The sequence below is a fragment of the endosymbiont of Sipalinus gigas genome, from assembly GCF_004296475.1.
Classification (GTDB): Bacteria; Pseudomonadota; Gammaproteobacteria; order Enterobacterales; family Enterobacteriaceae; genus Nardonella.
In genome coordinates this window covers 199500-212541 of record NZ_AP018162.1, presented here as the reverse complement: position 1 = coordinate 212541, position 13042 = coordinate 199500, and the positions used below count along the sequence as shown (strand labels likewise).

Here is a 13042-nt window from a genome sequence, read left to right as displayed (position 1 = left end):
TAAATAATTTATTTATTAAATATTTTAAAATTTTTAGCTACAATATAAAATTCACTAGATTTTTTTTTTGATGAAACAGGTTTTAATATTTTAATATAATTAAATAAATTTTTAATTTCTTTAATTATTAGTTCTGTATAGTAACCATAAAATAATTTTATAACCATACATCCATTAAATATTAATTTATCTATACATAAATTAATACATACTTTATATAAATCATATATATTTTTTGAATCTATAATTTTATTACCACTTATATTAGGAGACATATCAGATAATATTAAATTTATATATTTAACTTTAATAAAATTTATAAAATCATTATATGAATTTTTTTTTAATATATTACATTTAAAAAAAAAACATTTTTTATATAATCCATATCTAATATATCACATGAAAATATTATTGAATTACTTGTATAATCTGATGCAAATTTAGACCAACCTCCAGGAGAAGATCCTAAATCTACTATTTTAATATTGTCATAAAATATTTTTTCTCTATTATTTATTTCTTTTATTTTAAACCAAGATCTTGATTTTAATTTTAATAATTTAGCTTTTCTATAAAAAAAATCACTAAAATTTTTGTTATTTTTCATTTTAATTTATTGATAATATTTTATATCTTAATATTCCAATTGGGGCTTTTATTTCTACTATATCATTTATTTTTTTATTTAAAATGCTTTTAGCTACTGGAGAGTTTATAGATATCTTATTATTATCTATATTGGATTCAAATTCACTAACTATATGATAAATATTTATTTTATTATTATCTATATTCAATATTTTAACTTTAGAATAAATTGTTATTAAATTTAAATTTCTATTTTTTAAATTAATTATTTTTAATTTAGATAATTTTTCTTCTATATCAATTATTTTATTTTCATATATTTTTTGTTGTTCTTTGGCTGATTTGTATTCATAATTTTCTTTAATATCTCCATATGACCTTGCTTCTCTTATAGAATTTATTATTTCAGGAATTTTTATATTTTTTATGTAGTCTAATTTTTTTTTTAATTTTCTAATTCCTTCTTTGCTTATTAATATAGAATCCATACTTAAACCTTTTTTAAAAAATTATATATATCAATTAATAATTTATTTATACTAATATTTTTTTTTGCAGAAATTAAATAATAATTTGATTTCCAATTTAATTTACTAATTATATAATTAGAATATAGTAATACATCATTATAACTTAATAAATCTATTTTATTAAAGACAATCCATTTTTCTTTTAAAATTAAATTTTTATTATATAAATATATTTTATTAAAAATATTATATATATTATTAATAGAAAAATTACATTTATAATATGATATATCTATAATATATATTAATAATGAACATTTATTTAAATGATTTAAAAAATTGATATTAAAATTACTAGAATTTATTAATCCAGGAGTATCTATTATAGAAAATTTATTATTAACTATAAATTTTCTAGGATATTTAGTATTTAAATCTATTTTATCTTTATTTATAATAGAATATATTAAAGATGTTTTACCAGAATAAGATAATCCTATAATTCCAACATCAGAATTTAATTCTAATTTTAATATTAAAGTTCTATTTTCTCCAATTTTACCTAATGTACAAAATTTTGGCGATCTATTTATTGATGATTTAAATTTACTATTACCTAATCCAAAATCTCCTCCTTTTGCAACTATTAATAACTCATTATTATTTTTTATATTATAAATAATTTCTTCAGTATCATAATTTATCACTTTAATATTAATTGGAACATTTATTATTGTACTTTTACCATTTTTTCCTGTTTTATTTTCTTTACTTCCCTTTTTACCATCTTCTGCATATATTATATTTTTAAAATTACAATCATTAAAATTATTTATGTTTTTATTAGATAATAAAAATACATCTCCTCCTTTTCCTCCATTTCCTCCATCCGGTCCTCCTTTATTTATAAATTTTATTTTTCTAAAACTTACACATCCATCTCCTCCATTTCCGGCTTTAACTTTAATAATTTTTTTATATAAAAAATTCATAATTTAAATTGGTATTACATATATAACTTTTTTATTATTTATTTTATTTTTTTTAAATTTTATTATTCCTCTTATTAATGAAAATAAAGTATAATCCTTTCCACATCCAACATTAACACCAGGATGAAATTTACTTCCTCTTTGTCTAATTAATATATTACCAGGATATACAATTTCTCCTCCAAAATGTTTTAATCCTAATCTTTTACCAGGAGAATCTCTTCCATTTCTTGTAGATCCAGCAGCTTTTTTATGAGCCATATTATACCTCAATAATATTTTTTATTTTTATATTAGTAAACCATTGTCTATGATTATTTATTTTTAAATAATTTTTTCTTCTTTTAAATTTTAGAATTTTTATTTTTTTTGTTCTTATATGATTAATAATTTTAACAATTATTTTTATATTCTTTATGAAAGGATTACCTATAAATAATTTATTATTATAATTTAATAATATTAAATTATTAATTTCAATTTCACTATTTATATTTAAATTAATTTTATCTACTTTTAATATTTGATTATCTTTAGATATATATTGTTTATTATTAAATTGAAAAATTACATACATTTATTTTACCTTTTTATTAAATAATATTATATTATATAATGTTATAATTATAATTTTAATATATTTTATATAAAATAAAAAAGAATATGGCAGTACAACAAAATAGAAAAACTAGATCAAAAAGAAACATGAGAAGATCTCATGATAAAATAATAATTCCTAAATTATCAATTGATTTTTATTCTGGAGAATTACATATTAGACATTTTGTTAGTAAAAATGGATTTTATAAAGGTAAAAAAATATTTTAATTTAAATATGAATGATTTTTTATATATAGATAAAAAATTTAATGAAATAATATCAATATATAAAAAAAAAAGAATCCCATTATTAATAGATTTAAATAATTTTATATATAAAAATATCTTATTAAATAAGATATTTAAATGGATATTATGTATAAATAAAATTAATTATAATACATGTGGTAAATGTAATGAATGTATACAATCAAATATAAATTTAAATATTAACTTTATTAATATAAATAATTTTATTATAGATAAAACTATAAATATAGAAGTAGTTAAAATTTTTATTAAAAAAATATATAGATACAATAATTCTAAAAATAATACAATATTTTATATACCTAATTTAAATTTATTAAATGATATTTCTATTAATCTAATATTAAATATATTAGAAAATTATAATAATAATATTTTTATAATAATATGTTGTAAAAATATAAATAATATTCCAAATACTATAATAAGCAGATGTTTTTATATAAAAACATATATTAAAAATAAATTATTAATTAGATTTATAAAAAATGAATTCAAAAATATAGATATAAAAATAATTAATATTGCTATTAATATATATGAAAAATCTTATATTAATATAATTAATTTTTTAATAAATAATTATAATAAAAGAACTTTTTTTTTTAATTTTTTTTATGTTTCTTTAATAAATAATAATTTTAGTAATTTATTAATTAATATAAATAAAAATAATATAAAAATATATGATATATTATATTGGTTAATTTATTTATTTAAAGATTTACTAATTATAAAAACTAAAATTGAATATATAAAAAATATAGATCAAATTATATTAATAAATAAATTAGAAAAAATTTTATCTGTAGATAATATATTTAAAATAATAGATAATATAACTTATCATATAAATAACATAAAAAAAAATAAATATATAAATAAGTCTATAATAAAATATAATATAATTATATTTTTAGAAAAAATTTTATTAAATAAATGAAAAATATAAATTTAATAGATTCTCATTGTCATATAAATGATATATTAACAAATTATAGTATATATAATAATATAGATGATTTTATAAATGATTCATTAAAAAATAATGTAAATATTTTATTAAATGTTAGTATAACAATATCTGATTTTAAAGAATCTTATTTAAAATTTAAAAAAATAAAGAATATATTATATTCATGTGGTATACATCCTTTGCATATAAATAATACAAATTTAAATAAAGATATTAAAGAGCTATCAGAAATATCTTTAAATAAAGATGTTATAGCTATAGGAGAAACAGGATTAGATTTTTTAAAAGAATATAATAAAGTAAAAAAAAATATACAAATAAATTCTTTTACAAAACATATAGAAATTAGTAAAAATGTAAATAAACCTATTATAATACATACAAGAAATTCAAGTGAATATATTATAGATATAATAAAAAATGAAAAAATAAATGGGGTAATACATTCATTTAATGATGAATTATATATTCTAAAAAAATTTTTAGATGAAAATTTATATATATCTTTATCTGGTATATTAACTTTTAAAAATTCTAATTTAAAAAATATAATAAAATATATACCAATTAATAAATTATTAATAGAAACAGATTCTCCTTATTTATCCCCTCATCCATATAGAGGAAAATGTAATATACCATCAAATATTAATGAAATAATTAATTATATTAGTAAATGTTTAAATTTAGATGTAATATATTTATCTGAAAATATATATAATAATTTTATAAATTTTTTAAATTATAAATAATAAAAATTAAATATAAATTATTAAATAATATTTAAATTCTAGAATAAATTATTCCTCCTCCTATACAATTATTTCCTATATAAAATACAACTGATTGTCCTGGTACAACTACACCATTAGGTTTATCAAAAATTACATATACAAAATTATTAAATATTTTTACTAAAGAATTTATATCATTATTATGATTATATCTTATTTTTACTAATGCTTTAAATCTATTAATATTATTAGGGATTTTATTTATCCAATTTATATTATTAGCTATTAATCCATAAGATATTAAATTTTTATGATTTTTATTTTGTGATACTACCAATATATTTTTTTTTATATTTTTATCTATTATATACCATGGACTTTCTTTGTATCCTTTTATACCTCCTATATTCAAACCTTTTCTCTGGCCTATAGTATAAAACGATATACCATTATGATATCCTATAAATTTATTATCTTCAGATAATATAATACCTTTTGATTTACTTATAAATTTACTTAAAAAGTTATTAAAACACTTATTTCCTATAAAACATATACCAGTTGAGCTTTTTTTATTATAATTACTTATTTTTATTTTTTCTGCTATTTTTCTAACTTCATTTTTTTTAAAATTTCCTAATGGAAAAATATATTTATTTATTTCATTAGAATTTAATTTATATAAAAAATAACTTTGATCTTTATTTTTATCTAATCCTCTTAATAAGAAATTTTTATTTTTTTTTTTACAAAATATATTTCTTGCATAATGACCAGTAGATATATAATCACATTTTATATTTTTATTAATAAAATCTTTTAATATATTAAATTTTATTATTTTATTACATAAAATGTCAGGATTTGGAGTATTTCCTTTTAAATATACATTTAAAAAATATTTGAATACATTATTAAAATAATCTTTTGAAAAGTTAATAGTATGTAATTTTATATCTAATATATCTGTAACTAATTTAGTATCTAAAAAATCTTTTAATGAATTACAACTATTTTCATTATTATCTATTTCCCAATTATTCATAAAAATTCCTTCTACACAATATCCGATTTTTTTTAATATATATGCAGATACTGATGAATCTACCCCACCTGACATTGCTACTATTACTTTTTTTTTAATCATAACTTGTATATTTATTAATAAAAATTATATATAATTAAAATAATATTATATTATGAATATTAAAATGTCGATATAGTTTAATGATTAAAACAATACATTCGTAATGTACAGTTATAGGTTTAATTCCTATTATCGACTAAAGTGAGATGTCTGAGCGGCTTAAAGAACATATTTGTAAAAATATGTGTATAAAAATATATTTTTATACTCGAGGGTTCAAATCCCTCTCTCACTAATAAAATATATAAAAATATGAATTTAATCAAAAATTTAGTATTAGTAAGTAATATAACTTTAATTTCAAAAGTTATTGGATTTATTAAAGATATAGTTATAGCAAAAATATTTGGAGCTGGTTTAAATACAGATTCATTTTTTATATCATTTAGATTAATAAATTTATTTAAAAGAATATTAGCTGATGGTATATTTTTTCAAGTTTTAATACCAATATTAGTAGATTACAAAAATAATAATAGTATTAAAGATACAAAAATATTTATAAAAAAGATTTCTGGATTTTTAATAATATTATTATTTATAATAATGTCTTTATGTTTATTATTTTCATCTAATATGATTAAAATTATAGCTCCTGGAGTAAGTAATAATTATAATGAATTTTTATTAACTGTAAATTTATTTAAAATATTATTACCTTATATATTTATAATTTCATTTATATCTTTTTCCGGATCTGTATTAAATATATTTAATAATTTTACTGTTTCATCTATATCACCATCTATATCTAATTTAGTTACTGGGATCTTTTTAATATTAATAATTAATTTGTATAATAGTACAAATATAATATTATTACCAATATCTATAATAGTAGGTAATATATTACAACTAATTATTCATTTGTTTTCTTTAAAATTTTTATTTAATATAAATTTAATACCAAATTTCAGTATAGATAAAAATATATTTAATATTATATATAAAATTATACCTATAACTATTAATGTTTTAGTTAGTCAAATATCTAATATATTAAATACTATATTAGTATCGTTTTTAAATCCTGGATCAATATCTTGGCTATACTATTCAGATAAGATAATAGAATTTTCATCTGGTGTTTTAGGAGTTTCTTTAAGCACAATAATATTTCCTATATTGTCAAATAATATAAATAATATAGATAAATATTCTGATATATTAAATTGGGGTATAAGATTAAGTTTATTATTATCTATACCAGCATCTATTATAATAATAATATTATCTGAAGAAATAATAGTATCATTATTCCAATATGGAAAATTTTCTAAATTTGACACTTTAATGACAAAAGAATCATTAATATATTATTCATTGGGATTAACATCAATAGTTATATTAAAATTATTAAATGTTGCATTTAGTTCATATCAAGATAATAAAACTGTATTAAAATCTTCTGTATTAACTTTATTTTTAACACAATTTATAAACTTTTTATTAATATTTAAATTTAAACATATAGGATTATCTTTATCTATAACATTAACATCATTAATTAATTCTATAATATTATATTATATGTTAATAAAAAATAAATTATTTAAAGATAAAATTGATTGGTTAAATATTTTATACAAAATATTTATATCATCATTAGTAATGATAATATCTTTAAAAATAGGTAAAAAATATATAAAAATTTTTGATTATAACAATTTATTTATTAGATTAATAAAATTAGTATCTTTAATATTAATAGGTAAATTATCTTATTTAGTATCATTCTTTTTATTAAAAAAATTTTAAATTTTATTTAATGTTTTTATACCTAATAAATTTAATGATATTTTTATTATTTTAGAAGTCAATATTATTAAATTTAATTTACTATTAATAGTATTTGTTTCTAAAATTTTACATTTTTCATAAAAAATAGAAAATTTTGTTGATATCATATAAATATAATCACATAATATATTTGGTAATCCATTATTACCAGAAAGTATTATTTTTTCCTCAAAATTTATTATATTAATAGCAAGATCTCTTTCATATTTATTATATATTTTAAATTCTACTTTTAAATCTGATATATTTTTTTTATTTTTAATTTTATATTTATTTATTAACGAACATATTCTAATATATGTATATTGTATATAAAAAAATGTATTTTTATTAATAGATATTATATTATCTATTTTAAATATATAATTATTAAATCTATTTTTAGATAATTCAAAATATTTTATTGATCCTATACTTAAATTATTTACTATATTATTTATTTTTCTTTTACATTTTATCTTATATTTAAGATCTTTTTTTATTTTATATTTTACTTCTTTTATTATATCTATTAATTTTAATAAATCACCATCTCTTGTTTTAAATGGTTTATTATCTTTATTTAATATCATACCAAATATATGATGCTCTATATATGAATTTTTTGGTATATATCCAGCAATTTTTGATATTTCATATGAAAATTTTATATGATCTGATTGTCTACTATCTACATAATAAATAATTTTATTAGCTTTTAATATATTTAATCTATATTTTATAGATGCAATTTCGGTTGATGAATATAAATATGTTCCGTCTTTTTTTTGTAAAATTATCCCCATAATTTTATTTTCTTTATTTTTAAATTTTTTTAAAAATATTATTTTAGAACCATTATATTCTTTTAAAATATTTTTATTAGTCAAATCATCTATTATTTCTGGTATAAATTTTTGATAATAACTTTCTCCTATTATATTGTTTAATTTTAATGATATATTCATAATTTTATATATTCTTAAAATATTCATTATTGATATTTTTATTATTTTATTCCATATATTTGTTATATAAGTATTTTTATCTTGTAATTTTTTAAAAATAATATTAGAATTTTTATTAAAATTTTTATCATTTAAATATTTAATTCTAGATTTAATATATAATTTTTCTATATCATATATTGATATATCTGAATATTCATTAAAACCATTTATCATAAACTCATATATTATCATACCAAAATTTATCCCCCAATCTCCTATATGACTTACTTTTATTACTTTATTACCAATAAATTTTAATATATTAGATATAGAATCGCCTATAAAAGTTGATCTTATATGACCTATATGAAGTTCTTTTGCCATATTTGGTGATGAATAATCTATAACTATAGTATTTGTATTAATTTTTTTATTTATATTAAATTTATTACATAACATATTTAATATATTATTTTCTATATATTCATTGCTTAAATATATATTTATAAAATTATTTATTAGTATTACTTTTTCAATAAATTTATTTTTTTTAATTTTTTCTATTATTTTATTTAATAAAATATCTTTATTACTTATATTTTTTAATATATTAAATATCCCATCTATTTTATAATCACCAAATAATTTACTTTCTCTTAATATTATTTTTTTTTTTATGATATTTATTTTATATAAATTAAATATATTATATATATCATTTATAATTGATTCTTTTATATTTATCATAATTTTGTTTTTCATATCCATAATCTTTTAGTTTTGGGTTGTATGATGAAAGTTTAGCTAAAAAATCACATCTTTCATTTTCTTTTACACCTGAATGACTTTTTATCCAATTCCAATTTATAATTTTAAATTTACATATATTAAAATATAATAATTTCCATAAATCTAAATTTTTAATTTCTTTTTTATTATATAATTTCCAATTATTATTTTTCCAATTATAAATCCATTTAGTTATTCCTAATTTTAAATACATACTATCTGTATTTATTTTTAAAATATATTTTTTGTTAATATTTTTTAATAAAATTAAAGCCCCCATTAATTCCATTCTATTATTAGTTGTTAAATAATATCCATTACTTATTTCTTTTGTATAATTATTATATTTAATTAAAATACCATATCCTCCAGGTCCTGGGTTTTTAATACATGATCCATCAATGAATGTATCTATCATTTTCATATTAAATATTTTAAAATATAAATGTTATGAAAAAAAGACAAATAGCGTTGGATACAGAAACAACAGGAATAAATAAATTTGGAGCTCATTATTTAGGTCATAAAATAATAGAAATAGCAGCTGTAGAAATATTAGATAGAAAAATAACAGGTAAAAAATTTCATACATATCTTAATCCTAGAAGATTAATAGATAAAGAAGCATATAAAATACATAATATAAAAGAAGATTTTTTAAAAGATAAACCTTTATTTAAAGATAAAATAGTTGAATTTATAAAATTTATAAAAGGCTCAGATTTAATAATACATAATGCAAGATTTGATGTAGGTTTTATAAATAATGAAATAAATATGCTTAATTTAAAAAAAGAAATAAAAATAGATAAAATATGTACTATAATAGATAGTTTAAATATAGCAAGAAAGGTATTTCCTTGTAAAAAAAATAATTTAAATGATTTATGTTTTAGATTATCTGTAAATAATAAAGATAGAAAATTTCATAGTGCATTATTAGATGCAAATATTTTAGCTGAAGTTTTTTTAAAATTAACTAGTAACCAAATAAAAATAGATTTTGATATTAATAATAAAAATAATATAGAATATAATATATTAAATAAAAAAAATATTAAAATAATTTATGCAAATAAAAAAGAAATATTAAGTAATAATATTTTTTTTAATTTTATAAAAAAAAAATATATTAATAATTAAACTTAATATATAATATTATCTATTGGTGCGGTAGTTCAGATGGTTAGAACATCGGTCTGTCACGCCGAGGGTCACGGGTTCAAATCCCGTCCGCACCGTTATTTAATTTAAAAAAAAATATAATATTACAATACATTTCCTTAAATTAATTTATAAATTTAATTAAACATTTTTAAAAAAATTATATATTTTAACTAATAAAATAATTATATTATTAAATTAATTATTAAAATAAAAATATGATAAATAATAAATTAAATAATAAATTATTAATTCCAATATTACCTTTAAGAGATATTATTGTATATCCTTTTATAATATTACCTTTATTTATAGGAAGAGATAAATCAATAAAATGTTTAGAAGAGGTAATGAGAAAAGATAAAAAAATAATTTTAGTTACTCAAAAAGAATCAAATAAAGATTTTCCAAATATAGACGATTTATTTAATGTAGGTACATTATCTATAGTTTTACAATTTGTTAGATTACATAATGGCACAATAAAAATTTTAATAGAAGGATTAAATAGAATTAAAATAAAAAATATATATGATAATGGTAATTTTTTTATATCAGAATTAGAATATATAAAAGAAATATGTAACTTAACTAATAATGAAAAAGAAGCATATTGTAAAATTTTAATAAATAAATTTGAAGATTATATAAAATTAGATAAAAAAATATCTATAGATATATTAAATTCTATATACAATATAGAATTTAATAATATATCAAAACTCGTAGATATTATATCATCTAATCTTCCAATAAAAATAAATGATAAACAATATATATTAGAAGAATCAAATATATTAAATAGAATAAATTTTCTAATAAAAATAATAGAAAAAGAATTAGATATTCTTATTATAGAAAAAAAAATAAGGAATAGAATAAAAAAACAAATGGAAAAAAGTCAAAAGGAATATTATTTAAATGAACAAATAAAAGCGATACAGAAAGAATTAGGGAATAAAGATAATATAGACGAATATGAAATTTTTGAAAAAAAAATAAATGATTTAAAATCTTCTAAGGAAATAAAATTAAAAATAAAAAATGAATTAAATAAATTAAAAAATATGCCAATGATGTCTGCTGAATCTACAGTAGTTAGAAACTATATAGATTGGTTATTAATAATACCTTGGAAAAAAAAAACAAAATTAAAATCTGATATAAATTATGCTAAAACAATTTTAGATAATGATCATTATGGATTAAAAAAAGTAAAAGAGAGAATATTAGAATATTTATCTGTGCAAATAAGATCTAAGAATAATAAAATTAAAGGGCCTATATTATGCTTTGTAGGCCCTCCTGGGGTTGGTAAAACTTCATTAGGTAAATCAATAGCTAAAGCTACTGGAAGAAAATATATAAAAATATCTCTTGGTGGATTAAAAGATGAATCTGAAATAAGAGGTCATAGAAGAACATATATAGGCTCAATGCCAGGAAAAATAATACAAAGAATTTCTAAAGTTGGGGTTAAAAATCCGTTATTTCTATTAGATGAAATAGATAAAATGTCTTCTGATTTAAGAGGGGATCCTTCTTCAGCATTATTAGAAGTATTAGATCCTGATCAAAATTACTCATTTAATGATCATTATATAGAATTAGATTATGATTTATCTGAAGTTATGTTTATTACTACATCTAATTCAATATCAAATATACCTATCCCATTACTTGATAGAATGGAGATAATAAATATATCAAGTTATACAGAAGATGAAAAATTAAATATAGCAAAAAATTACTTATTTACAAAACAAATAAATCAAAATTTTTTAAAAAAAAGTGAAATAAAAATAAATAATGATTCTATTATTAATATAATAAGATATTATACACAAGAATCAGGTGTAAGAAATTTAGAAAAACAAATTTCTAAAATTTGTAGAAAAGTGGTAACTTTAATTGAAAATGATAATAATATAAAATCAATAGAAATTAATATTGATAATATAAATAAATTTCTTGGTCCAAAAAAATTTGATTATGAAAAATATTATAATAAAGAAAATCAAATAGGCATAGTTAATGGATTAGCATGGACTGAATCAGGAGGAGATATAATGCCAGTTGAAATTTTAATAAATAAAGGAAAAGGTAGACTAATATATACTGGGTCATTAGGAGATATTATAAAAGAATCTATTAAAACTTCATTAACTTTTATAAAGCATATTTCTGATATATTAGATATAAAAAATAATTATGAAGATATAGATATACATGTACATATGCCTGAAACATCAATTCATAAAGATGGACCAAGTGCTGGTATAACAATATGTATTGCATTAATTTCTTCATTATTAAATATCCCGGTAAAATCTAATATAGCAATGACTGGAGAAATAACATTATATGGAAATATTTTACCAATAGGAGGTTTAAAAGAAAAAATATTAGCAGCTAAAAGAAATGGTATAAATAATATAATTATACCTAAAAATAATAATTATGATTTAGAAGAATTAGAAAAAGATATATTATATAATTTAAATATACATTTAGTTAATAATATAAATGAAGTTATATTATTATCATTTATAAATAATCCTTTAAAAAATTTTAGTTAAT

Annotated in this window: 13 protein-coding genes, 2 tRNA genes and 1 pseudogene; 8 read left to right on the top strand and 8 right to left on the bottom strand. The window is 16.2% G+C overall.

Translation table 11 applies throughout. The annotated features are described in order from the left end of the window. Positions 1 to 8: 8 nt before the first annotated feature. The 5 genes and pseudogenes from NARSGI1_RS01355 to rplU form a co-directional block, all read right to left on the bottom strand. Positions 9 to 610, bottom strand: a pseudogene (locus tag NARSGI1_RS01355) (SAM-dependent methyltransferase). A 1-nt stretch (position 611) separates the two neighbouring features. Beyond that, complete coding sequence (locus NARSGI1_RS01215) at positions 612 to 1079, bottom strand: GreA/GreB family elongation factor (protein ID WP_130616991.1); 468 nt, start codon at positions 1077 to 1079, stop codon at positions 612 to 614. Positions 1080 to 1081: 2 nt separating this feature from the next. Continuing rightward, positions 1082 to 2053 carry a GTPase gene (locus tag NARSGI1_RS01210; RefSeq protein ID WP_130616990.1) on the bottom strand — a complete coding sequence of 324 codons (972 nt, stop codon included), beginning with the start codon at positions 2051 to 2053 and terminating at the stop codon, positions 1082 to 1084. 3 nt (positions 2054 to 2056) lie between these two features. After that, positions 2057 to 2314 (bottom strand): 50S ribosomal protein L27, encoded by a 258-nt coding sequence (gene rpmA / locus NARSGI1_RS01205; RefSeq protein WP_130616989.1) that lies wholly within the window; start codon positions 2312 to 2314, stop codon positions 2057 to 2059. Position 2315: 1 nt separating this feature from the next. Next, on the bottom strand, positions 2316 to 2630 hold the full coding sequence (gene rplU / locus NARSGI1_RS01200) for a 50S ribosomal protein L21 (RefSeq protein ID WP_130616988.1): 315 nt from the start codon (positions 2628 to 2630) through the stop codon (positions 2316 to 2318). Positions 2631 to 2716: 86 nt separating this feature from the next. Between rplU and rpmF the strand changes: the two genes are divergently transcribed. From rpmF to NARSGI1_RS01185, 3 genes are read left to right on the top strand one after another with little or no spacing between them, the layout of a single operon-like run. Beyond that, a complete protein-coding gene (rpmF, locus tag NARSGI1_RS01195) occupies positions 2717 to 2881 on the top strand; it encodes a 50S ribosomal protein L32 (RefSeq protein ID WP_130616987.1) in 165 nt (54 codons plus the stop codon). Continuing rightward, positions 2850 to 3866: a DNA polymerase III subunit delta' C-terminal domain-containing protein gene (locus tag NARSGI1_RS01190; RefSeq protein ID WP_130616986.1), complete on the top strand. Its 1017-nt coding sequence runs from the start codon at positions 2850 to 2852 to the stop codon at positions 3864 to 3866. Before rpmF ends, NARSGI1_RS01190 begins: the two co-directional genes overlap by 32 nt. Continuing rightward, positions 3863 to 4651, top strand: coding sequence for a TatD family hydrolase (locus NARSGI1_RS01185; RefSeq protein ID WP_130616985.1), 789 nt, complete (start codon positions 3863 to 3865; stop codon positions 4649 to 4651). Before NARSGI1_RS01190 ends, NARSGI1_RS01185 begins: the two co-directional genes overlap by 4 nt. Positions 4652 to 4682: 31 nt before the next feature. Here the strand turns inward: NARSGI1_RS01185 and mnmA are convergent, their stop codons facing one another. After that, complete coding sequence (gene mnmA / locus NARSGI1_RS01180) at positions 4683 to 5780, bottom strand: tRNA 2-thiouridine(34) synthase MnmA (protein WP_130616984.1); 1098 nt, start codon at positions 5778 to 5780, stop codon at positions 4683 to 4685. 66 nt (positions 5781 to 5846) lie between these two features. Here mnmA and NARSGI1_RS01175 point away from each other — a divergent pair. Both NARSGI1_RS01175 and murJ read left to right on the top strand, forming a co-directional pair. Continuing rightward, positions 5847 to 5918, top strand: a tRNA-Thr gene (locus tag NARSGI1_RS01175). Between the two features lie 114 nt (positions 5919 to 6032). Then, positions 6033 to 7538, top strand: coding sequence for a murein biosynthesis integral membrane protein MurJ (gene murJ / locus NARSGI1_RS01170; RefSeq protein ID WP_130616983.1), 1506 nt, complete (start codon positions 6033 to 6035; stop codon positions 7536 to 7538). Here murJ and argS read toward each other — a convergent pair. Continuing rightward, positions 7535 to 9271, bottom strand: coding sequence for an arginine--tRNA ligase (gene argS, locus NARSGI1_RS01165; RefSeq protein WP_172596831.1), 1737 nt, complete (start codon positions 9269 to 9271; stop codon positions 7535 to 7537). The genes murJ and argS overlap by 4 nt on opposite strands. Further along, complete coding sequence (gene rnhA, locus NARSGI1_RS01160) at positions 9225 to 9722, bottom strand: ribonuclease HI (protein ID WP_130616981.1); 498 nt, start codon at positions 9720 to 9722, stop codon at positions 9225 to 9227. The genes argS and rnhA overlap by 47 nt, the downstream gene beginning before the upstream one ends. A gap of 26 nt (positions 9723 to 9748) precedes the next feature. Between rnhA and dnaQ the strand changes: the two genes are divergently transcribed. The 3 genes from dnaQ to lon all read left to right on the top strand — a co-directional run bounded on the left by dnaQ (position 9749) and on the right by lon (position 13041). Beyond that, a complete protein-coding gene (gene dnaQ / locus NARSGI1_RS01155; RefSeq protein WP_130616980.1) occupies positions 9749 to 10441 on the top strand; it encodes a DNA polymerase III subunit epsilon in 693 nt (230 codons plus the stop codon). A gap of 24 nt (positions 10442 to 10465) precedes the next feature. Next, positions 10466 to 10539 (top strand) — tRNA-Asp (locus NARSGI1_RS01150). A gap of 144 nt (positions 10540 to 10683) precedes the next feature. Continuing rightward, positions 10684 to 13041 (top strand): endopeptidase La, encoded by a 2358-nt coding sequence (gene lon / locus NARSGI1_RS01145; protein ID WP_130617016.1) that lies wholly within the window; start codon positions 10684 to 10686, stop codon positions 13039 to 13041. The last annotated feature ends 1 nt before the right edge of the window (position 13042 follow it).